The sequence below is a fragment of the Zongyangia acetica genome (assembly GCF_038739695.1).
Lineage (GTDB): Bacteria > Bacillota > Clostridia > Oscillospirales > Ruminococcaceae > Zongyangia > Zongyangia gallinarum.
In genome coordinates, this window is sequence record NZ_JBBEWN010000003.1 from 184,725 (window position 1) to 206,502 (window position 21,778).

Here is a 21,778-nt window from a genome sequence, read left to right on the forward strand (position 1 = left end):
TAACAATGTCCGTGTTAGACCGTTTCCTGCCTCGGCAGGAATTCGATTCCTATGAAGATTTTAAGCAAAACTATCGCGTCAATATTCCCGATCACTTTAATTTTGGTTTTGATGTTGTCGATGCCTGGGCCAAAGAGGACAAAAATAAAAAGGCACTGGTCTGGTGCGACGATCACGACAACGAAAAAATATTCACCTTTGAGGATATCCGTAAACTGTCCAACCAGGCAGCCCACTTTTTCAAAGACTGTGGCATCAAAAAGGGCAGTGTTGTCATGCTGATCCTCCGCCGCCGGTGGGAATACTGGATCGCCGCCGTCGCGCTGCACAAAATTGGCGCCATCCTCATTCCCGGTAACCTCCAGCTCGCCAAGAAAGACTTGATCTATCGGGCCAACGCCGCACAAATTTCCATGATGGTGTGTATCGATGACGACTATGTCATTGAGCAGGTCGAGGGCGCTATGAAGGAATCCCCCTCCATCAAATGTTGTGCAGTTGCCGGCGGAAAGCGTCCCGGCTGGCTGACCTTTGATGAAGAAATCGCGAAATATCCTACCGAGTTTGACCGTCCTACCGGAGAAGAAGCCAATGACAACGATGATATCATGCTGATCTACTTTACCTCCGGTACTACCAGTATGCCCAAGATGGTACAGCATAATTTCATCCATCCTCTGGGACATATAGTAACCGCAAAATACTGGCAGCGGGTACAGGAAAACAAGCTGCATATGAGTGTTTCCGATTCTGGCTGGGCTAAGTTTGGCTGGGGCAAAATTTACGGCCAGTGGTGCTGCGGCGCTGTTATCTTTGCCTATGATATGGAAAAATTCGTCCCCTTAAAGCTTTTGGAAAAGCTGGAAAAGTACAAGGTAACCACCTTCTGCGCCCCTCCCACCATGTTCCGTTTCATGCTACAGGAGGATGTCAGCAAGTTTGACCTTTCCTCAATCGAAACCTGCTGTAACGCTGGAGAACCCCTTAACCCAGAGATCTGGCGTAAGTGGTATGATCTTACCGGCGTCAAAATGACAGAAGGCTTTGGTCAGAGCGAAAGTACAGTTCTTCTCGCCAATTTCCCCTGGTTTGAGCCCAAGCCCGGTTCTACCGGCAAGCCTTCTCCCATCTACGATATCCGGCTTATCAACGCTGAAGGCAAGGAATGTGAAGACGGTGAAGAAGGAGAAATCTGCATCTTTGGCGTTAAGGAGCATCCCCCTGTAGGCCTGTTCCGGGGCTATTATCAGGACAAAGTTCAGACAGATGAAGCACTGGGCGGAGAGTGCTATAACCTCCACGACGTTGCTTGGCGGGACAGCGAAGGTTACTATTGGTTTGTCGGACGCAGCGATGATGTTATCAAATGTTCCGGTTACCGCGTTGGACCCTTTGAAGTAGAAAGCGCCCTGATCGAGCATCCTGCGGTGGTAGAATGTGCCATCACCGGCGCGCCCGATCCCATCCGCGGACAGGTCGTCAAGGCTACCGTAGTGTTGGCTAAGGGCTATACCCCCAGTCCAGAGCTTATTAAGGAGCTGCAAAACCACGTCAAACACACTACCGCTCCCTATAAATATCCCCGCATTATTGAGTTTGTGGATGAGCTGCCCAAAACCTTAGGCGGAAAAATCCGCCGGGCACAAATCCGACATGCCGACGCAAATAAATAAACAAATAAAAAACCGGCTTTTTACAGCCGGTTTTTTGTCATAAAGAGGCCGGACCTATTAGGTCCGGCCTCTCTGCCTATGTAAGGTTAAATACCATCATCGTCCAAATACTGATCCAACGTCTTTTCTTGCAGGCGATCAATCACCATTTGGCTAATCTCCCGAAAAGTACATTGAAACTGGCAGGGTTTTGTCTTTTTCCGGGTACAAACAAAATCCTCTCCGATACATCGGTTGATGAGGAGCGGCCCTTCCACCGTCTCGATGATTTCACAAAGAGAAATGTCTTTGGGATCTCGAGCCAATTCGTATCCACCCTGGGTCCCTTTAAAAGACTTGACAATACCGCTTGCCACCAGCTTGCGCAAAATTTTCAGGGAAAAGCGCAGGGTAACCCCCGTCTCCTCGGATATGCTCTTCGCATCCATCCGGCCTGGCGCTTTTGCCAAGCAATAGGCAATCCGCGTGGCATAATCGGATTCCAGCGTAATATGCACGGCCCTTCCCTCCATTCAGCTTAAACTTCAAATTAAATATACTATAATAGTGGATTTTTGTCAAATGGCTAATCCAGGAAATCCTTGAGCTTTTTGCTGCGGCTTGGATGGCGCAGTTTACGCAGAGCTTTGGCTTCAATCTGACGGATGCGTTCCCTGGTCACGTTAAACTCCTTGCCTACCTCTTCCAGGGTGCGGGAGCGACCGTCTTCCAGACCAAAACGCAAACGGAGCACCTTGGCCTCTCTGGGGGTTAGGGTCTGTAAAACATCGCTAAGCTGCTCTTTTAACAGGGTATGAGACGCCACTTCCGCCGGAGCAGGCGCGTCGTCATCCTGAATGAAGTCACCCAGATGGCTGTCTTCTTCTTCACCGATTGGCGTTTCCAGAGAAACCGGCTCTTGGGCTACCCGCATAATTTCCCGCACCTTATCTACCGGCATGTCAAGCTCTACGGAAATCTCCTCCGCTGTTGGCTCATGACCATTGCGATGGAGCAACTGGCTGCTCACCTTTTTCACCTTGTTGATGGTTTCCACCATATGCACCGGAATCCGGATGGTTCTCGCCTGGTCAGCGATGGCACGTGTAATGGCCTGACGAATCCACCAAGTCGCATAGGTAGAAAACTTAAATCCTTTGGTATGGTCAAATTTTTCTACGGCCTTAATGAGTCCCAGGTTACCTTCTTGGATCAGATCCAAGAACTGCATGCCGCGTCCCACATAGCGTTTTGCAATGCTGACCACCAGCCGCAGGTTTGCTTCGCTCAACCGTTTGCGTGCGTAGGGATCTCCTTGAGACATCCGGGTGGCAAGATCGATTTCCTCTTCTGAGGTCAGCAGAGGAACCCGTCCGATTTCTTTCAGATACACCTTTACCGGATCGTCAATGTTGATTCCCTCGGTAGAAAGGGCATTTTCCAGATCCTCCGGCTCGGTGGATTCAAATACTGGATCTGCCTCTGGCGTAAAGTCATCAACAATTTCCACATTGTTGGCTTCCAAGGTGTCGTAAAGCTTCTCCACCTGCTCCACATCAAAATCCAGATCGTCCAGAGCGTCGTGAATGTCCTTGGAGGAGAGCTTTCCTTTGCTCTTTCCCAAATCCAGCAGTTCTTTTAGTACTGTTTTCTTATCCTGTGTGCCCAAATTTTTACCCCCTATTTTTTCTTAGCCGCAAGACGCTTCAAATATTCTATCGTCTCTTCGTTGCTCATCCCAGCCACATCCTGTGGCTTTTTTTCATCCCGGACCGACTGTAAGGAACTGATATATTCCTCCAAGTCTGCCAGGGAAAAATTCATTCCTGCAATGGACACCATAAGGCCCGTAATCCTGGCCATTTCACCTTCATCAAAAAAGGCGCCTAAATAGCCAAGGTCAATGGCCTTTTGTTCTTGCAGCCTTTCAGCAAGAACCGCATAAATCTTACGGTTCGATTGGGTCACAAAGTCTTCTTCCTTCAGTTTATGCGAAATGTCCATAAAATAATCAGGATTTTTTAATAGAATTGCTAAAATCCGCTCTTCAATCACCGCTGCTTTCAAGTTCCTACTCCGTTCAGGATCAGGTGGAGCACCTACTGGTTCTGCCGCGGCAATCTTCAGCGTATCCTTTCTTTTTTCCTTTTGCTGCCTTCGTTTTATGACAGATTTTATCTGAAGCAAAAACGCGTCTTTGGAAATTCCCAGATCATGAGCTGTCTTGGAAGCATACACATCCCGTTCGATGGGATTGTAAATCGAAGCCAACAGATTTGCTGCCTCCTTTAGATAGCCCACTTTTCCATCGTCTGTCTCCAAGTCATATCGACTGCCTATTTTAGAAAGCTCAAACTCAATGGCATTTGATGAGCCGTCCATTAACATCTTAAAACGTTTGGCACCAAACTTTTTGATAAACTCGTCTGGATCCTTTGCATCGCGAATCGTGAGTACCTTGACGTGGACTCCTACATCAGAAAACATATTGATCGCCCGTTTGGTGGCGGCTTGTCCTGCTCCATCTGAGTCATAAGCGATGACAACGCTGTTTGTATATTGAGAAATCAACCGGGTCTGTTCCGGTGTCAGCGCCGTTCCCAAGGTGGCCACCGCATTGTCAAATCCAGCTTGGTGGAGGGCGATGACATCCATATATCCTTCCGCTAAAATCAAGCAGTCCTGCTTGCTGGATTTAGCAAAATTTAACGCAAACAGGTTTCTGCTCTTTTTATAGGCAATGGTATCTGAGGAATTGAGATATTTGGGACCGCTCCCTTCCATCGTTCTCGCTCCGAAGGCGATGACATTGCCCCGAATATCGATGATTGGGAAAATTACCCGATCCCGGAATTGGTCATATACCGAATCGTTTCTTCCTCGCACTACAACGGCTGCAGCAAGCATTTCTTCATAAGTAAACCCCTCTTGCCGCAGAAAATTCCGGGCGTTATCCCACCCCGGCGGGGCAAAACCCAGCCCAAAGTGGCGAATTATTTTATCGGTAATGCCTCTCCCCCTCAGATAGCTGAGAGCCTTCCGTCCCGAAGGAGCAATGAGCTGCTCGTGGAAAAAACGCGCCAGCTTCCGGTTGAGCTCCAAAATACGGGTGCGAAGCCTTGCTGTTTTGTCCCCCTCTACATCCTCCGGCATCTGCATGTTGGCCCGCTTTGCCAGAAATCGAAGGGCTTCTACATATTCTAAATTTTCAATCTTCTTGATAAAGGTGATAACATCTCCGCCGGCACCGCATCCAAAACAGTAGAAGGACTGACTATCTGGATAAACTGTGAAGGATGGGGTCTTTTCACTGTGAAAAGGACAGAGGCCCACCAGATTCCTGCCCCGGCGTTTCAGGTTCACATAGGAGGAGATCACCTGCTCAATATCACTGTTGTACTTGAGCTCCTGTATAAATGAATCCGGAATCAATCGGTTTTCCCCTCCTTTGCGCAGATGTTAGTATTTACTCCACCCCTGTGGAATAAAGATCTTTGAGAAAATGTGAATTGCATAGTAATCGCTCATACCAGACACATAATCACAGACAGCGCGGTGCACATCTTCCTGTTCCAAAATCACTTTATATTCATCAGGCAGCTGCTCTGGATGCTGAATAAAATACTCGTAGATCTTGATAATGATATCCTGTGCCTTTCCCTCTTCTCCCTTGGGCAGAGGGTTGGTATAAACCTTTTCAAACATAAAATGATGAATTTCCTGATATGCCGCAAAGATTTCATCATCCATCCGAATTTCATCGGTGCTGTTGTTAATGACCGAGGAAACAAGGGTCGTAATTCTCTTGGATTTGGTGTCTCCAAGTACCTGATGGATGTGGTCGGGGATATCCGCCTCCTCCATCACCCCAGCCCGGATGGCATCCTCAATGTCATGGTTGATATAAGCAATCCGGTCGGCGTAGCGGACAATCTGTCCCTCCAATGTCTTTGCCACGGGGCCAGTAGTATGGCAAGCGATGCCGTCCCGGACCTCTTTGGTCAGGTTAAGCCCTTTTCCGTCCTTCTCCAGCCGCTCTACAATCCGCACGCTTTGCAGGTAGTGCTTGTATCCGTAGGGACAAATTTCATTGAGCGCCCGTTCCCCGGCATGACCAAAGGGAGTATGGCCCAAATCGTGGCCCATTGCCACCGCCTCGGTCAAGTCCTCATTGAGCCGCAATCCTCTGGCAATCGTTCTAGCTATCTGGGCTACCTCCAGGGTGTGGGTGAGACGGGTGCGGTAATGATCCCCTTGAGGGGCCAAAAAAACCTGGGTCTTATGCTTAAGGCGCCGGAATGATTTGCAGTGGATAATCCGGTCTCTGTCCCGCTGATAGCAGGTTCTGAGAGGACATTCCTCAATGGGGATATCCCTGCCCTGTGACTCACAGGCAAGGGCAGCGCGTTTGGAGAGTGTCTGTCGTTCCAGTGCTTCCGTCTGTTCCCTAATGGTCATTGCTGCACAACCTCCCCGAGCAAAAGTTCCTTTTTTCCTAATTTCTTACTTAGCCAGGCATTTCAGAGGCCAACGATTCCTGCACCCAAAAACGCGAGGAAATCCTTCTACTATATTATTCTAAAATTATGTCTAAATTCCTTCTGATTCCCCAAAAAAATATAAAAATTCATGGGGTTTACTTTTCTGGAATACAGTCCCAAACCTCCTCTATCTCGTAGGGGAATACGGTTGCACTGGTGAGTTCTTCTAATTCCCGCTGAAACTGGCTTGCATAAACAGCCCGCATCATGACCCTCATTTTAACCACAACGCCAAAGTCGGATTCCAGGGTCACTGCGTGGAATTTTGGCAGCAGGTAGGTAATCTTTCCATATTGGCTGTAATCCATCTCTAGCTCATAGACCTTGCAGACACTCATAGGTTTTATTCCTGCAGCATCTACCGCGATTTTGGCCCCATGGGAGTAGGCGCGCACTAGGCCTCCAGCTCCCAAAAGAATGCCGCCAAAATACCGGGTCACCACCACGCACAGATCGGTGAGCCCTTCTTTCTGTAACACGTCCAGCACTGGGACACCGGCTGTTCCTTGAGGCTCTCCATCATCGCTGTACCGTTTAGTTCCATCTCGGAGGATATAGGCATAAACATTGTGTGTGGCATCCCAATATTTCGAGCGCATTTCATCAATAAAAGCGATAGCTTCCTCCTGCGTAGATACCGGCGCCGCCGTCCCAATAAAGCGGGATTTCCGCTCTACAAATTCATCCTGGGCCCGCTGATTCAGGGTAACATAGTCCTTCATGGTTGAGACTCTCCTTCCCCGGCACACAACAAAGGCGGTGCACATAGCATGCACCGCCTGCGTTTCGCAAATATAAAATTGCTTATTTGTCCATACCAAAACGTTTTTTGAATCTGTCAACACGTCCGCCGGTATCTACGAGTTTCTGTCTACCGGTGAAGAATGGATGACACTTGGAACAAATTTCAACGCGGATGTCCTTTTTGGTAGAGCGGGTCTCAATGACCTCACCGCAAGCACATTTAATTGTTGTCGGCTGGTAATCCGGATGGATTCCTTTTTTCATCTGAGTCACCTCTTTCACTACTCACGCTAACAATAGAATGTTATCATAACTCGGAACAAAATGCAAGACTTTTTATGGATATCCTCTTATTTTTTTCGTTTTTCCCCTTTGATTTTCTCTTATTGCATGAAACTTCGGAGATATCGACCCTCCTCTTTATTCTTAATAAAAGCGGCCGCAACTTTGCGGCCGCTTTTATTAAAGGTCTGCCATATTAAAATCCCATCATTTTGTTCATATCCGCCGCCATTTTTGCTTGTTTCTCCTCGGCTTCTTCCCAGGTACTGCCTACAGCGGTGTAATAAACCTTAATCTTCGGTTCTGTTCCCGACGGCCGGACAATGACTCCCAGATTATCGGTTAAGTCATAGGCCAATACATCAGATTTGGGCAGTGTAATCTCCACTTCTTCGCCGGTCTTCAAATTTTTCTTCACCGAGCTTGCGTAATCAGAGAACCAAACTACTTCATAGCCTCCGATTTCTGCCGGTACATTGGCCCGAAGATCCGCCATGATCTGTTTCATCCGTTCCATGCCGGCAGCACCTTCACAAGCGAAGTTACCGATCTTATGCAGGTATTTGCCGTACTTGTCATAAAGCTTGTTCACCGCATCTACCAGTGTCATGCCTTGAAGCTTGTAATATGCGGCCATTTCACAGATGAGCATAGAACCGTTGACAGCATCTTTATCCCGAACATAGCTTCCAGAAAGGTAACCGTAACTCTCTTCAAATCCGAGGATAAACCGATCTTGCTCGCACTTTTTCTCCAATGCCAAAATCTGCTGTCCAATATATTTAAAACCGGTGAGTACATTAATGACCTGCACGCCATACTCTGCCGCAATCTTTTCCACAATGGAGGTACTTACAAAGCTCTTGACCGCAATAGGATTTTTCGGCATTGTTCCGTTTGCAGTACGCACTTTACAGATAAACTCCAGCAGGAGGGCGCCTACTTCGTTGCCGGTAAAGAGGCGATAGTCATCCCCATCTTTGACTGCAATACCTACACGGTCACAGTCAGGGTCAGTGGCCAACAGTAAATCCGGTCCTACCTCTTCGCAGACTTTGAGTCCCTCATTTAGAGCCTCCCGGATCTCTGGATTAGGATAGGGGCAGGTGGGGAAATTGCCATCGGGCATTTCCTGGCTCTTGACAACAGTCACATCGCTGACCCCAATCCGTTTGAGGATCTCCCTGACACAACGGTTTCCGGCGCCATTCAGAGGAGTATATACTACTTTGAGGTTTGCCTTCCCACATGCCCCTGGCACAATTTCCTGGGCCTTTACCGCCTCGATAAACCGGTCAATCAAATCTTCACCTATGTATTCGATGAGGTTGGTAGACATTGCGCTTTCAAAGCCAATGAGTTTGATATCCGAGAAGATATCCAGCTTGACGATCTCCGCCAACACCTGATTGGCATCCTCTACATCTAGCTGGCAACCGTCACTGCCATATACCTTATAGCCGTTATACTTTGCCGGATTGTGGCTGGCGGTAACAACAATACCTGCGTCACAATGCAAATCACGCACCGCAAAGGAAAGGGCCGGTGTGGGCATCAATTCTTTATATAAATATACCTTAATACCGTTGGCCGCCAGAACACAGGCCGCCTCTTTGGCAAAGACATCCGATTTGATGCGGGAATCGTAAGCGATGGCGATTCCCTTGGATTTATTGTTTTTAATCAGATAATTGGCAAACCCCTGGGTGGCCTTGCGGACTGTATAAATATTCATTCGATTGGTGCCTGCGCCTAGGACACCCCGGAGTCCTGCTGTACCGAATTCAAGCTCCCTGTAAAAACGGTCGTATATCTCCTCTTGATTGCCCTTAATCTGCTCCAAATCTGCCACTACATCTTTGTCTTCCAGATTTTTGTCGCACCAAAGCTGATATTTCTGCATCTCTGTCATCTTACATCACCCATTTTCTTTGAATTGTGATTTTCTCACACTATTTACCCTTCTATTTTACTATAGCTCGTATGCAGTTTCAATACAAATCGAAGAACAATTTGACTAAAAATCCCCTATTTTTATGTTGTTTTCTACAATAATCCAAAATAAATATACTATTTTTTATTATGATCCAATAAAAAACGGCGAAGGATTTTTCCCTCTCATACTTTCTTCCATTGTCGAACTATGTTATAATATTTCTAAAAATTGGCCAAAAGGTGGCGATATAGATGTTCTGCAAAATATCCAGTCTTGCAGTGTATGGAATACATTCGGTTGTGGTCGCTGTGGAGGTAGACATCGCCACCGGTCTTCCCAGCTTTGATATTGTCGGCCTTCCTGACACAGCTGTCAAGGAGTCTAAAGACCGGGTCAAGGCCGCTATCAAAAACTGCGGCTATACCCTGCCTGTCAGCCGGATTACTGTCAATCTTGCCCCCGCGGATATTCGCAAATCCGGCCCGCTCTATGATCTGCCGATCATGATTGCAATATTACAGGGTTCTGGCCAAATCAGTTTCCCCACCGATTCCTTTGCCTTTTTAGGAGAGCTGTCCCTTTCCGGCGAAGTTCGCCATGTCAGTGGTGTGCTTCCCATGGTTCTCAAGGCCAAAGAAGAAGGCTTTTCTGGCGTTTTTGTCCCGGCTCAAAATGGAGCCGAAGCCGCAGTGGTAAAAGGGATCGCGGTCTATCCTGTATCCCATTTCACCGATTTAATCCGGCATTTTTCCGGAGAAGCCCCGATACAGCCTCTGATCTCTCCTCCCTTTTCTGCCGAGTCAGCTCTTCCAACGCTGGATTTTCGTGACGTCAAGGGGCAAGCCGAAGCAAAGCGCGCTATGGAAATCGCGGCGGCCGGCGCTCATAATATGATCTTGATCGGTCCTCCCGGTTCTGGGAAGAGTATGCTGGCCAAACGTCTGCCCTCTATCCTGCCCCCGATGACATTTGATGAGGCCATCGAGACCACCAAAATTTATTCGATTTGTGGACAGTTGGGGGAAGGCAATTCTCTGATCCGGACTCGACCCTTTCGGGCCCCGCACCACACCGTATCTGCTGTTGGGTTAGCTGGAGGGGGCTACAACCTGGCTCCCGGTGAAATTTCTCTGGCCCATAACGGCGTTTTGTTTTTGGATGAACTGCCCGAATTTAACCGCAGTGTCCTGGAGGTGCTTCGCCAGCCTATGGAGGACCATATGGTCACCATCTCCCGGGCGGCAGGACAAATGAGCTACCCTTGCTCTATCATGGTGGTTGCCGCCATGAATCCCTGTCCTTGCGGCTATTACGGCCATCCTACCCGGCCCTGTACCTGTTCTTCTAAGGCTGTTGCCCACTATCTTTCCAAGGTTTCTGGCCCTCTGCTGGATCGCATTGATCTCCACGTGGATGTCATGCCGGTAGAATATGAGCACCTGTCTTCCTCTGAAAAAGCAGAGCCGTCTGCCGCTATCCGTGCCAGGGTGGAAAAAGCGCGTGAAATTCAGCTACAGCGCTTTGAAGGAACCGGGATTACCTCCAACGCCCGGATTACCAGCGGGCTGCTCTCTACGATGTGCCCGATCTCCGATAAAGGCAATATCATTCTGAAAGCGGCCTTTGACTCCATGGGCCTTTCTGCCCGGGCTTATGACCGGATTCTCAAAGTTGCCCGCACCATTGCCGATTTAGAAGGAGCAGAAGTCATTGATGCGCCCCATATTGCCGAGGCGGTACAATACCGCAGTCTGGACCGCAAGTATTGGCAGCACAGCGTTTTATAATGATATCTTCATAAATAAAAAGGAGGCCGCTTATGGTCAAACACATTGTATTTTGGAATCTTAAAGAAGAGGCCGCTGGTGGCAACAAAGCCCAAAATGGCCAAATTATCAAGGAAAAACTAGAGGCGCTGGTTGGAATTGTACCCGGCTTGCTCAAGGCCCAGGTAGGGGTCAATTTTAATCCCAAGGGATACGACCTGTGTTTATACAGCGAACTCACCTCCAAAGAGGCGCTGGATGGATATCAAACCCATCCGGCCCATTTGGCTGTCAAAGAGTTCGTCCACCAGGTTATCTGTGACCGGGTTGTTGTGGATTTTGAGGTATAATCCAGCAAAAGGAGGCTTTATGGACGAAAATAAGAAAAAGCGATACTACATTTTGATTTCTGTATTTGCCGGAGCTGCTGTGCTTGGCATTGTGGTCATCTGCCTTCTGTTAGGGCAGACCCACCGATTGCGTTCCGAAATACAAAATCTGCAAACTAACATTTCCGAAATGCAAAGAAACCTTCAAAGCAGTATTGACAGCGGTATCGGTAATATCGAGGCTTCCCTAAAGGAGCAAAGCCATATTTTTTCCTATTCCAGCTGTGAAACCGGCAATTATGACCGCGAAAGCAAAAAGCTAAATATTTCCATGACTGCAATCCCCAAATCCGCGAAAGAGGCCGCTCAGGTTACATTCCTCCTCATGTATGATGGCCAACAGCAGGAAGTTGTGCCAAAAGCGCAACAGGATTCCGATCTGGGGCTGGTATTCACTGCGGAAGGTCAGATTCCCCTTTGTGAGAATTTAGTGGTGATGGGGGTGCTCCAACAGGGCGACGAAAAGCAGACCCAGACCATCGGCGAATTTTACAACCTGCAGGGAGAGTATCTCCTTACTCTGGAAAGTGCCAGCTATTGGGGCAGTACAGAATTTGATCCAGTTCATCAACAGTTGACACTGGATGGCAGCTTTGAAGTTTTTATGTATCTGCCAGATCCTTACGGCGACAATCAGGTGGAAAAGGCGGAGCTTGTTATTCAGGTCAATGGAAGCGATGCCAAGGTATATCCCATCCAGGTAACAGAGGAAATGCTCATGGGAGTCTCTCTGGAAATTCCTGTAAAAGAAAATCTTGATGTCCAGACTGACGATATGGTATCTGTCCTTCTGAGGGCGGATGACACCTATGGCTATCATTACGAGCGTATCTTTGACGCTTATAGTTTGCAGCCAGACGGTAGTCTCTCTTCCCATCCTGAACTTTTTAGCAAAGGAGAAACCCAGATTAGCTAAAAAAGGGACCGGAAATTTCCGGTCCCTTTTATTTGTGATATTGGGTATGGGCATTGATGGAAAAAGCCCGATATATTTGCTCTAACAGCATAATGCGAAACAGTTGATGAGGAAATGTCATAGCTGACACAGAAAGCCGCAAATCCCCGCGGCGTTTCACCGCATCTGACAGGCCAAAGGATCCGCCAATGACAAAGCAAACCTGACTTTTTCCACCGATTGCTACGTTCTGCAATGTTTCCGCCAACTTTTCGGAAGATAAAGATTTTCCCTCGATACACATTGGGATCACATAGGCGCTCGGAGAGATTTTTTGAAGGATGGCGTTTCCTTCCGTTTCCAGCACTTTTTCAATTTCTCCCCCAGTAGGCCGATCCCCCACCCTGCATTCCGGAATTTCCGTAATGCGCAGCTTACAAAAGGATTGGAGGCGCTTTGTATATTCTGCTACCGCTTCTGTCCAATACCTTTCTTTGAGCCTTCCTACACACAATATTTCCACGCTGAGCAAGTATCTCTTCCTTTCTTCAACCAGAAAACACCTCCCGTGGGAGGTGTTTTTGCAATCTTCATTAAAAGGTGAGCATCCTGCTCACTTCATATCGGGACGCAACGTCCAAGGTAAAATCAATTCCCGGTTTCATCTGCTCCAACAAAAGCTGCGAAAGGGATGATTGATAGGCGATATCAGGCAGGTTATTTTCCCGGCTTAGGTGGGCCAAAATAAAACGGGTAGCTTTCGATTTCACCAGCCTTGCAATTTGTATAGCACAATCCTCATTGGAAAGATGCCCCTTGGGCGAGGCAATCCGCCGCTTAAGATGATAAGGGTACCTGCCGCTTTGCAGCATTCCTCTGTCGTAGTTAGACTCAAGTACCACTACATCACAACCGCTCAGGCCACGATCCACAGCGTCGGTAATGCAACCCGTATCGGTAGCATATCCCACCAAGCGGTCATCAGCCATATGGATGCGGAAACCAAGGCTGTGGGCACAATCATGGGAGGTGTCAAAGGGGGTGATCTCCATCCGAGCAATCTCCATGGTACCAGCAATCTCCCGCAACTCTGCCGTAGGAGGCACCAGGTCGTTTTGTTCTATGTACTCCAAGGTTTCCCTGGAACCGTAAACTGGAATGGGAAGCTTTTTTAACAGAATCTTGAGCCCCTTAATATGGTCGGTGTGCTCATGGGTGATGAGAATCGCTTTGATTTGTCCAGGATCCACATCAATTTGCCGCAAACCACTTAAAATCTTTCGACAGCTGACCCCAGCATCAATGAGGATACCATCCTTTCCTCCGCCTAGATAGGTGCAGTTTCCGCTGCTTCCGCTATAAAGTGGACAAATGCGCGACACAAGCTCTCCTCCTTCTGACCATCGGTCAAGGAAATACAGCAAAAAAGCAAAACACGAAGGTTTTGCTCATCCGTTTATTTGCTTCATCAAATAGCGCTATAATGCCTTGGCCAGGGTTTCCTCCGGGATCATAACCTTACGAATATTGGCTCCCAAGCCTTTCAGCTTGATCTCAATATTCTCATAACCACGTTCAATATGATAAATATCCTCAATTTCTGTAACGCCGTCTGCGCAAAGTCCCGCGATCATCAGCGCGGCGCCTGCCCGCAGATCCGTAGCGCGCACCGGTGCCCCATGAAGCTGAGGAACTCCCTCAATCACTGCCACTTTGCCATCAACCTGGATATTAGCGCCCATCCGCCGCAACTCATCCACATAGCGGAAGCGATTATCCCAGACCCCCTCGGTGACGATGGAGGTGCCATTGGCCATCGAAAGCAGGGTTGTCATCTGCGGTTGCATATCGGTGGGGAATCCAGGATGGGGCATTGTCTTCAGGCTCGTCCGCTCCAAAGGACCTGTGCGCCAAACCCGCAGACAATCGTCAAACTCCTCCACTTCCGCCCCTGCTTTGATGAGCTTGGCTGTAATGGATTCCAGATGCTTAGGGATGACATTCTTAATGAGTACGTCGCCGCCGGTAGCAGCTGCGGCAATCATGTAAGTGCCGGCCTCAATCTGATCAGGTATAATGGAATAATTGGTTGTTCCCAAATGCTGAACACCATGAATTTTGATGACATCCGTTCCCGCGCCACGAATATCGGCTCCCATAGAGTTAAGGAAGTTGGCAAGATCGACAATGTGCGGCTCTTTTGCCACATTCTCGAGCACAGTCAGGCCTTTTGCTTTTACGGCTGCCAGCATGAGATTGATGGTCGCCCCCACGGACACTACATCAAAATAGATGTGGCTTCCCACCAGATTCTCCGCTACTACCTCAATCATGCCGCCCTGTTCCAAAGAAACTTTGGCACCCAGCGCCTCAAATCCCTTGATGTGCTGGTCAATCGGCCTTACTCCAAAATCGCAGCCGCCAGGCATGGATACCCGGGCACGATTATACCGTCCCAGCATGGCCCCTAAAAAGTAATAGGACGCACGCATGTGTCTCGCCATCTCATAGGGGACCTCAGGAACTCTAATATTTCTAGTATCAACTCGAATGGTATTTTTATTTATAACTTTAATAGAAGCGCCCATCTCATGCAGAATGTTAAAGAGAACGGCAACATCTTTAATATTTGGAATATTTTCAATCACGCACGGTCCTTCCGCTAAAATAGCGGCCGGAATAATCGCAACAGCAGCATTTTTGGCACCGCTGATGACGACCTCTCCCTGCAGGCGCACGCCACCGGTTAAAACATACTTATCCAACGCGGCACTCTCCTTATAGGTTCTTAACATTCATATTATATCATTAAAATACACAAAATAAAAGCCATTTTTTCTATGATTAGGATATTTTTAGAAAATAGCTATTTATGTCCCCGCACCTTCTACTACTATTCTAAGCGATTGTGAGGGAAATAACCAAAAAAGCGATACAATATTTCGCATCGCTTTTTGTCGTAAATATTTCCTAAATCTACTAAAAACATCTTTAATTCGCGACGTCAAACAATTTTTTCAGCCGCATTAATGTCAATCTCCGTCGAATGTAAGGGCTGTATTTCTTTGTGTCCTCTAATATATCGTCGGAGAGGCCGAGATCCGATAGGGTCTGCGGTGCGCCTACCTTCCCCAACATCTCTCTTATCTCCTGAGGCTGGGGAATCTTCGCAATAATCTTTTTGATTTCATCATAATGCTGTGCAATTGCATCAACGTCTACATCCAACAGCATGTCCCTGCCATTTTCCCGCCGGATGTCTTCCGCTGTATTTTTAAAGACTCTGTCAATCTCCTCATCGCTGAGGGGATGATATTCGACCGGCACAATTGATTTTCCTGCTCCAATTTCATGATACACCTGGGAAACCAACGCCGTAGCAACCCCTACCTTTTCGCCGTGCAAGGCATCAATAGGCGGATTGATTACCGCCGTCTCCCACAGGTGGGACATGTGGTGCTCTGCGCCGGAAGCCGGACGAGAATTGCCGATCATCTGCATGGCTACACCGGAAAGAAGCAACGCATACATGAGCTTTTCACATGCTGAATGCTTCCCTCGGGCTACATCATCAATGGCGGAAACCGCTTCGCTAAGCGCCTGCTCCATCACGCCATAGACCTTCTCACATAAATATTCCCCTGTGACAAGATGCGCGATACGCCAATCGGAAAGAGCAGTATACTTTCCTAAAATATCTCCTACTCCCGAAGCGATCAGCTGTTTCGGAGCATCAGCAAAAATATCAGTATCCGCAATGACCGCAATGGGAGCAATTCCCGGCGTTGTCACCTTTGCTCCACGAAAGGTCATAGCACATACGGTAGATACAAATCCATCTACAGAAGGGGCCGTAGGAATAGAAATAAAGGGAATGCCTCTTTCATGGGCGCAATAGCGGGTGATATCGTGAATGGTACCCGCGCCTACAGCAATCAGATAGTCGGGCGTCCCCATCTGGTCCAGGACAAACTGGGTGCTTTTTTCATCTGCATGAACCTCAGGGAAATCAAGGACCACCTTCTCTTCGCTGTTCAAAACCTGAGAGACGGCACTTGCTGCCGCAACATCCGTGTTTCTGTCGCAAATAATACACGCATTTCCATCAAGCTCCACTTTTTCTAACACATTTTTCAGTTTGTAGATTGCTCCGCTTTCCAGAATAATCTCTCGAATGGTAAGTGTATGTTCTCTTCCACAATCACACTTTTCTCTTTGGAGCTGTTTGACGATTCTGAGCACGGTAAAGCCCTCTTTTCCTACTTTTTCGGCAGAGATATTCTGCCCGTCCTTCCCCTCTTCAAACGTCCTTTGTTTTATTTTTCTCTCTCTTTAAAATGGATGAAACTGATACAATTATAACACAATCTATACAAAAGAAAACCCCGACGTTTTAACCAATTAACGTCGGGGAAAACTCTTATTTTTTCTTCTTTTTGGCAGAAATCACTGCCACTGCCACAATAGCAAGAAGTGAGGCTCCCAAAAGGACCGCCATGATTCCCAGCATCATCCCCGAAGTATCCCCAGTGGCCGGGTTTCCTTGGGTCTTAACTGAAGGACCACCGTTTCCTGCAAAGGTTTGCAAAGTCGACATCACCATCATTATTGCAGATGACATCAGAAAGGCAGTATGTTTCCAAATTTTCTTCATCGTCCGGTCCCTTCTTCCACTTGTTGTTTCATTTGTGATGTGGACAACCGCAGCACAATTCTAACGCATTTTCAAATTATATGCTGTTTATATAGTGCATGTCAATGAAGATTCTCTTGCAAAAACCAAACGATTTTTGTAACTATTCTGCCAGCAACTGCTAAATATAAAAATCCGGACCCATAGGGCCCGGATTTTGAAGGCATTACCGATAGGATTTCTCCAAAATAGAGACAACCTCATCCATAGAAAGCTGATAGCGGTCAACTTCAAACAGTCCGCCCATGGTGTCTTTCGCATGCTTTGCCATCTGAGGAAGCTCCTCTTTCTTAATGCCGTATTCCGACATCTTCAGTTCGTCGACTCCGCAGTCTTTCTGCAATTTCTTAAGCATCTCCACAAAATCCATAGGATCTTTTGCATCTTCTTTTCCCAGCGCTTTTGCCATGGCAATAAAGCGATCTGGCACCTTGTCCGCAAACAGGGTATTGTAAGCCACAGAAACCATAATCAACCCAGCACCATGAGGTAGATCCGGATGGTAACCGCTCATTGCATGCTCAATGGAATGCTCAGAGGTACAGCCAGAAGTGGACTCCACCATACCGGAAAGGGTATTGGCCAGAGCGACATAGGATCTTGCCTCCACATCGCTGCCATCTTTCACCGCACGGGCCAGATATTTTCCGAGCAATTCAATGGACTTCAGAGCAAACAGATCACTGATGGGATTGGCTACAGATGCAATATAGCCTTCCGTTGCATGGAACAGGGCGTCAAATCCCTGATAAGCGGTAAGCTTCGGAGGAACGCTCATCATGAGATCCGGATCAATGATAGAAAAAACAGGGAAAGTCTTATCGTAGCCAAATCCAATCTTTTCGCCTGTCTCCTCCTTGGTGGTGACAGTAAAAGGATCGGCCTCAGTGCCGGTTCCCGCAGTCGTTGTAATAGCGATAATGGGCAAAGGATCGTTGGGTACCGGCATTCCTTTACCGGAACCGCCGCTGATGTAGTCCCAGTAATCCCCCTCATTGGTGGCCATAACTGCAATAGCCTTGGAGGCATCAATGCTGCTGCCGCCGCCTAGGCCGATAACAAAGTCGCAGCCTTCGGATTTGGCCAGTGCAGCACCTTCCATAACATGGGATTTGATAGGGTTGGGCAGGATCTTATTAAAAATCACATAATCCGTCTTATTCTCTTTTAAAAGCGCAGTCAGACGGTCCAGGTAACCATATTTTTTCATAGAGGTGCCGCTGGAAGTGACAATCAACGCTTTTTTCCCGGGGAGCTTTTCTGTCGCGATTCTGCCCAGCTCACCCTTGCCGAAAAACAGACGTGTTGGGATGTAGTAACTAAAATTTTGCATAGTTCATTCCTCCTACCGCAGATGCGGCAAAGTTTTGATAATACAACCGTGAAATATTATAAATGATTCAGCGTAAATATACAATGGTGCCTTTGGATTTGCAACTGGTTTCACATCGATCTTTGTAAAATATGCACATAGACTTCCGAGAAGACCCACCTATTTTGAGATAGCACTCACAGCCTAGCGCAATCCCGCATAAAATAAAGTGACAGACCATGAAAAGAAGGAGGAAATTCTATGCTAAAAATCCGCGATATTACCGAAGATGACCGAGATAGCTTTATTCCTATGGTGGTAGACTTTTATCGCGACGGCGCCACACTATATGAGGCCAATGTCGGCTATATCTCCCAAACCTTTGACGCTGTCATCCAACATAGTCCCTACCTCCGGGCAGTGATCATACAGCAGGACGACATCACGGTAGGTTATGCTCTCCTTGCCTTCACCTGGAGCAATGAGTCGGGCGGTAGGGTGGTCTGGCTAGAGCAGCTATACATAAAACCAGAGTTTCGGGGAAAAACCATTGGTTCCCATTTCTTACAGTGGCTCCAGGAGGAATACCGAACATTCAGTCGTATCCGGCTAGAGGTATGCCCCTTCAATCCAGATGCCAAACGACTTTATGAAAAATACGGATTTCATACACTTGATTATATACAGATGGTGTATGACCGTTGATCGCTTGGTTTCGTATTTCCTTCCATCCCATCATACGAACTCTAAAAAAGCGCGGCAATTGCCGCGCTTTTCTTATAAATGATAGATCATATGCTCACAAATAGAGCTTGCCGTCTGGCAATACTCGGTGATGTCAAATTTTTTTACCACCAATTTCTCTTTCGCGCCTTCATCTGCGTCATCGCTCATAGAACGAATGATGACAAAAGGCACATCGTTTTTCATCGCAATGTGGGCTATCGCCGCTCCTTCCATCTCTACGCAAAGAGGAGCGTATTCTTTTGCAATCCTGCTTTTCACTTCGCTCTCGCAAATAAACTGATCTCCTGTAGCAATTGTTCCCACAGCAAAGTGAACATCCAGCTCCTCGCAGGCTTTCTGCGCCGCATGTACCATTTTTTCGTCCGCCTGAAAGCGCTCTAAAAAAGGATAGCTCTGGCTGAGCATAGACAGGGTGGCATCATGGTAGGTAACCATCTGGGAAATCGCTACATCACCTACTCCGAGGGCAGAAGTCATATTTCCCGCAATGCCGCTGTTAATGACCATATCTACTCCAAAGCCAGTAATCAGCAGCTGGGTTGCGGCGGCTGCACTGGCTTTTCCCATACCGCAGCAGCACAAAACTACCTCTTTCTGGTCCAAGCTTCCCACATCTATGTCAATGCCGCCCTGGTGGTAATGTTTTACTTCACCTAACCTATCTCTCAGGATCGCCACTTCTTCTGGCATCGCTCCAATTATTCCGATTCTTTTCATAAAAGCCTCCTATCCCTTTCATTCATTTTTTCAGTATACGCTGAAATTACCATGCGGTCAACGCCGAAAAATTGCATTCCTTGTTTTATGGTGAGGCTATTAATCTTAGTTTTGAACTTTTCCCAGACAGAAATCAGCGGCGTTCGCAGAATTCTAAAAATATATAACCAAAAATCTTCTTAGTTTTTACTACATTTCTACAATATTTCATTCAAGATATTGCTATTCCTCTGAAAATATTGTTTAATAGTAATCAGAGTTTAATAATACGACTCGGCCGATAGCAATCGACTCATTTCATTTATAGGAGGATGAAATTTATGTTGCAACCCATTCGACTGCGTCCTGCTTACAAGGACTATCCTCATGGCGGCCATGGCCGGTTGAGAGATGAATACGGCAAATTTGACACCCCATATGAAATCACCGCTGAAAGCTGGGAGCTTTCTTGTCATAAAAATGGAGAAAGCATCGTTGTATCCGGCAACCACAAAGGAAAGACACTTTCCGCTTACATCGCAGCTATGAAAGAGGAAGGCTATGATGTAGTTGGAACCGTGGGCCAGAAATATGACCGCTTCCCGCTGCTGGTAAAATTCCTTGACTCTGATCAGGATCTTACATTGCAGGTGCATCCCACCGACGAATATGCTTATCGTGTAGAACACGAGCCTGGAAAAACCGAAATGTGGTACTATGTGGAATGCGAGCCTGATGCTATTACTTATTATGGTTTTAACAGAAAAACCAACCGCGAAGAGTACATTCAGAAGGTGAATGACGGCACCATCATGGATATGATTTCTGCTGTTCCTGTGAAGCCGGGAGATGCTATTATGGTCAACTCCGGCATCATTCACGCAGTGGGCAAAGGCACCCTTTTGGCAGAAATTCAGCAGAACTCTGATACAACCTATTCCATGTATAACTATGGCCGTCCCTGCGAATTCCCCTTCCAGCTGGAAGAATCCGCTGATGTTATGAACTACAATCCGCCTGAAACCGTAATTCTCCCGAAACCAGAGCCTGAGGTGTTTGACGGATTTAAGAAATATTGGGTGGCTGACTGCCAGTACTTCACCGTCTATCGCCTTGAGGTAGAATCCAGCGCCAAACAGGCCACTGGCGCAGATTCCTTCCATCATCTGCTTTTCCTCTCCGGCTCTGGCGAGGTCAAGTGGGATGGCAGCAGTGCTCCTTACAATAAGGGAGACAGCATCTTTGTACCGGCAAACTTTGGTGAATATGAAATCACCGGCAATGGCGTTTGCCTGCTTTCCATCGCAAAATAAAATTGCAGATAAAAACAAAACACCCCGCATTTCAACAAATGCGGGGTGTTTTTCTGTAAATAAAAAGCGGACAGGTCTCCCCATCCGCTTCAAAGATTATTTTATTTGATTTTCAGTTTAAAGTCGTCTCCCACGATACCTACATAAGCGCCATCTTTCGCCTCACTGGTTCCCTCACGGCAGATGACCCATTTATTTTTGGCCAGCAGCATTTTATCTTCCAGATTTTTGACCACTACAGGCTTTTCAAGAGGCATATTGGTGCCCTGAGGCAGGCAGACCAGTGTAATAAATCCGGTCTCTTCTACATTGCAGGGACCGTAGTGCAGGCATGTACCATAGGTTTCCAACACTGTACCCGCCGGTACATAGAAAGCTTCTGCATCTTTGGTATCAAATTTGCCGTCCACAATGTCAGACTGACATCCGATCAGGATCACACAGTCGGTTACTGCAATAACAGTTTCATCCCCCTTGTGATATTCCAGTGCGCCAATGCTGTCTCCAAATCCTGCACAGGTACCGATCTGCATAGGCATTTCACCATAGTGCATCTGCTCCAGCAGATCCTTAGGAGCCAATGCTTCCAGTTCTGGCACCGACGCATGATAATCGCAGCCAGCGGCCGGCATCTTGACAATTTCCTTTGCTTTGGCAATCAGAGCAGAAACATCATAGCCCTCCACAATAAAGCCATATCTTCTAAAGTTGTCATTGGAGACTTTCTTAATTTTCAAATCGGGATTGAGTTTTACCAGCTTCTCATACATGGGAAAAACCTCCGTTTCAAAATAAGTGATGAAATTTGTACG

The 21,778-nt window shown here is 47.4% G+C and carries 21 protein-coding genes; 6 read left to right on the forward strand and 15 right to left on the reverse strand.

Annotation, left to right across the window (positions count from 1 at the left end):
* Positions 1-5: 5 nt before the first annotated feature.
* Positions 6-1,673, forward strand: a complete 1,668-nt coding sequence (locus WGC32_RS04155; protein ID WP_462933616.1) for an AMP-binding protein — start codon at positions 6-8, stop codon at positions 1,671-1,673.
* A gap of 86 nt (positions 1,674-1,759) precedes the next feature.
* Here the strand turns inward: WGC32_RS04155 and WGC32_RS04160 are convergent, their stop codons facing one another.
* The 7 genes from WGC32_RS04160 to WGC32_RS04190 form a co-directional block, all read right to left on the reverse strand.
* A complete protein-coding gene (locus tag WGC32_RS04160) occupies positions 1,760-2,170 on the reverse strand; it encodes an Rrf2 family transcriptional regulator (RefSeq protein ID WP_191482197.1) in 411 nt (136 codons plus the stop codon).
* Positions 2,171-2,238: 68 nt separating this feature from the next.
* On the reverse strand, positions 2,239-3,321 hold the full coding sequence (rpoD, locus tag WGC32_RS04165; protein ID WP_191482196.1) for an RNA polymerase sigma factor RpoD: 1,083 nt from the start codon (positions 3,319-3,321) through the stop codon (positions 2,239-2,241).
* An 11-nt stretch (positions 3,322-3,332) separates the two neighbouring features.
* Complete coding sequence (gene dnaG / locus WGC32_RS04170) at positions 3,333-5,084, reverse strand: DNA primase (RefSeq protein ID WP_191510678.1); 1,752 nt, start codon at positions 5,082-5,084, stop codon at positions 3,333-3,335.
* Between the two features lie 27 nt (positions 5,085-5,111).
* On the reverse strand, positions 5,112-6,110 hold the full coding sequence (locus WGC32_RS04175; protein WP_342680776.1) for a deoxyguanosinetriphosphate triphosphohydrolase: 999 nt from the start codon (positions 6,108-6,110) through the stop codon (positions 5,112-5,114).
* A gap of 178 nt (positions 6,111-6,288) precedes the next feature.
* Complete coding sequence (locus WGC32_RS04180) at positions 6,289-6,915, reverse strand: YigZ family protein (RefSeq protein WP_342680777.1); 627 nt, start codon at positions 6,913-6,915, stop codon at positions 6,289-6,291.
* A gap of 82 nt (positions 6,916-6,997) precedes the next feature.
* The gene (gene rpmE, locus WGC32_RS04185; protein ID WP_191483029.1) at positions 6,998-7,201 is read right to left on the reverse strand and encodes a 50S ribosomal protein L31; all 204 of its coding nucleotides are present in this window, start codon (positions 7,199-7,201) and stop codon (positions 6,998-7,000) included.
* A 214-nt stretch (positions 7,202-7,415) separates the two neighbouring features.
* Entirely contained in the window at positions 7,416-9,131 is a 1,716-nt protein-coding gene (locus WGC32_RS04190) for a phospho-sugar mutase (protein ID WP_342680778.1), read from the reverse strand.
* 275 nt (positions 9,132-9,406) lie between these two features.
* Here WGC32_RS04190 and WGC32_RS04195 point away from each other — a divergent pair, with 275 nt between their 5' ends.
* The 3 genes from WGC32_RS04195 to WGC32_RS04205 are packed head-to-tail and all read left to right on the forward strand — an operon-like array spanning position 9,407 to position 12,226.
* The gene (locus tag WGC32_RS04195) at positions 9,407-10,942 is read left to right on the forward strand and encodes a YifB family Mg chelatase-like AAA ATPase (protein WP_342680779.1); all 1,536 of its coding nucleotides are present in this window, start codon (positions 9,407-9,409) and stop codon (positions 10,940-10,942) included.
* 32 nt (positions 10,943-10,974) lie between these two features.
* Positions 10,975-11,271: a Dabb family protein gene (locus WGC32_RS04200; protein ID WP_191483032.1), complete on the forward strand. Its 297-nt coding sequence runs from the start codon at positions 10,975-10,977 to the stop codon at positions 11,269-11,271.
* Positions 11,272-11,290: 19 nt separating this feature from the next.
* A complete protein-coding gene (locus WGC32_RS04205) occupies positions 11,291-12,226 on the forward strand; it encodes a hypothetical protein (RefSeq protein ID WP_342680780.1) in 936 nt (311 codons plus the stop codon).
* Positions 12,227-12,254: 28 nt separating this feature from the next.
* Here WGC32_RS04205 and rlmH read toward each other — a convergent pair whose 3' ends face one another.
* From rlmH to WGC32_RS04235, 6 genes are all read right to left on the reverse strand, one after another.
* Positions 12,255-12,728: a 23S rRNA (pseudouridine(1915)-N(3))-methyltransferase RlmH gene (gene rlmH, locus WGC32_RS04210; protein WP_342680833.1), complete on the reverse strand. Its 474-nt coding sequence runs from the start codon at positions 12,726-12,728 to the stop codon at positions 12,255-12,257.
* Between the two features lie 70 nt (positions 12,729-12,798).
* Positions 12,799-13,587 carry an MBL fold metallo-hydrolase gene (locus tag WGC32_RS04215; RefSeq protein WP_342680781.1) on the reverse strand — a complete coding sequence of 263 codons (789 nt, stop codon included), beginning with the start codon at positions 13,585-13,587 and terminating at the stop codon, positions 12,799-12,801.
* A gap of 96 nt (positions 13,588-13,683) precedes the next feature.
* Complete coding sequence (locus WGC32_RS04220; protein WP_342680782.1) at positions 13,684-14,970, reverse strand: UDP-N-acetylglucosamine 1-carboxyvinyltransferase; 1,287 nt, start codon at positions 14,968-14,970, stop codon at positions 13,684-13,686.
* Between the two features lie 226 nt (positions 14,971-15,196).
* Positions 15,197-16,447: a sn-glycerol-1-phosphate dehydrogenase gene (locus WGC32_RS04225; protein WP_342680783.1), complete on the reverse strand. Its 1,251-nt coding sequence runs from the start codon at positions 16,445-16,447 to the stop codon at positions 15,197-15,199.
* 178 nt (positions 16,448-16,625) lie between these two features.
* Complete coding sequence (locus WGC32_RS04230) at positions 16,626-16,859, reverse strand: hypothetical protein (protein ID WP_191510400.1); 234 nt, start codon at positions 16,857-16,859, stop codon at positions 16,626-16,628.
* 205 nt (positions 16,860-17,064) lie between these two features.
* Positions 17,065-18,231 (reverse strand): iron-containing alcohol dehydrogenase, encoded by a 1,167-nt coding sequence (locus tag WGC32_RS04235; protein ID WP_191483039.1) that lies wholly within the window; start codon positions 18,229-18,231, stop codon positions 17,065-17,067.
* A gap of 240 nt (positions 18,232-18,471) precedes the next feature.
* On the opposite strand from WGC32_RS04235, the gene WGC32_RS04240 reads away from it, so the two are divergent.
* Positions 18,472-18,915, forward strand: coding sequence for a GNAT family N-acetyltransferase (locus WGC32_RS04240; protein WP_191483040.1), 444 nt, complete (start codon positions 18,472-18,474; stop codon positions 18,913-18,915).
* A gap of 72 nt (positions 18,916-18,987) precedes the next feature.
* Here the strand turns inward: WGC32_RS04240 and WGC32_RS04245 are convergent, their stop codons facing one another.
* Positions 18,988-19,674, reverse strand: coding sequence for a 5'-methylthioadenosine/adenosylhomocysteine nucleosidase (locus WGC32_RS04245; RefSeq protein WP_191483041.1), 687 nt, complete (start codon positions 19,672-19,674; stop codon positions 18,988-18,990).
* A 320-nt stretch (positions 19,675-19,994) separates the two neighbouring features.
* Between WGC32_RS04245 and WGC32_RS04250 the strand changes: the two genes are divergently transcribed.
* Positions 19,995-20,966: a type I phosphomannose isomerase catalytic subunit gene (locus tag WGC32_RS04250; protein WP_342680784.1), complete on the forward strand. Its 972-nt coding sequence runs from the start codon at positions 19,995-19,997 to the stop codon at positions 20,964-20,966.
* Positions 20,967-21,067: 101 nt separating this feature from the next.
* On the opposite strand, the gene WGC32_RS04255 is transcribed toward WGC32_RS04250, so the two are convergent.
* Positions 21,068-21,736, reverse strand: coding sequence for a DUF4867 family protein (locus tag WGC32_RS04255; protein ID WP_191510402.1), 669 nt, complete (start codon positions 21,734-21,736; stop codon positions 21,068-21,070).
* Positions 21,737-21,778 lie beyond the last annotated feature (42 nt).

Excerpts from the sequence above, each read along its gene's own strand:
- WGC32_RS04245 (WP_191483041.1), bottom strand. The coding sequence starts at position 19,674 with ATGAAAAGAATCGGAATAATTGGAGCGATGCCAGAAGAAGTGGCGATC.
- WGC32_RS04230 (WP_191510400.1), bottom strand. The coding sequence starts at position 16,859 with ATGAAGAAAATTTGGAAACATACTGCCTTTCTGATGTCATCTGCAATA.
- WGC32_RS04190 (WP_342680778.1), bottom strand. The coding sequence starts at position 9,131 with ATGACAGAGATGCAGAAATATCAGCTTTGGTGCGACAAAAATCTGGAA.
- WGC32_RS04200 (WP_191483032.1), top strand. The coding sequence starts at position 10,975 with ATGGTCAAACACATTGTATTTTGGAATCTTAAAGAAGAGGCCGCTGGT.
- WGC32_RS04155 (WP_462933616.1), top strand. The coding sequence starts at position 6 with ATGTCCGTGTTAGACCGTTTCCTGCCTCGGCAGGAATTCGATTCCTAT.
- rpmE (WP_191483029.1), bottom strand. The coding sequence starts at position 7,201 with ATGAAAAAAGGAATCCATCCGGATTACCAGCCGACAACAATTAAATGT.
- WGC32_RS04175 (WP_342680776.1), bottom strand. The coding sequence starts at position 6,110 with ATGACCATTAGGGAACAGACGGAAGCACTGGAACGACAGACACTCTCC.
- WGC32_RS04235 (WP_191483039.1), bottom strand. The coding sequence starts at position 18,231 with ATGCAAAATTTTAGTTACTACATCCCAACACGTCTGTTTTTCGGCAAG.
- WGC32_RS04180 (WP_342680777.1), bottom strand. The coding sequence starts at position 6,915 with ATGAAGGACTATGTTACCCTGAATCAGCGGGCCCAGGATGAATTTGTA.
- WGC32_RS04205 (WP_342680780.1), top strand. The coding sequence starts at position 11,291 with ATGGACGAAAATAAGAAAAAGCGATACTACATTTTGATTTCTGTATTT.
- WGC32_RS04250 (WP_342680784.1), top strand. The coding sequence starts at position 19,995 with ATGTTGCAACCCATTCGACTGCGTCCTGCTTACAAGGACTATCCTCAT.
- WGC32_RS04240 (WP_191483040.1), top strand. The coding sequence starts at position 18,472 with ATGCTAAAAATCCGCGATATTACCGAAGATGACCGAGATAGCTTTATT.
- WGC32_RS04195 (WP_342680779.1), top strand. The coding sequence starts at position 9,407 with ATGTTCTGCAAAATATCCAGTCTTGCAGTGTATGGAATACATTCGGTT.
- WGC32_RS04255 (WP_191510402.1), bottom strand. The coding sequence starts at position 21,736 with ATGTATGAGAAGCTGGTAAAACTCAATCCCGATTTGAAAATTAAGAAA.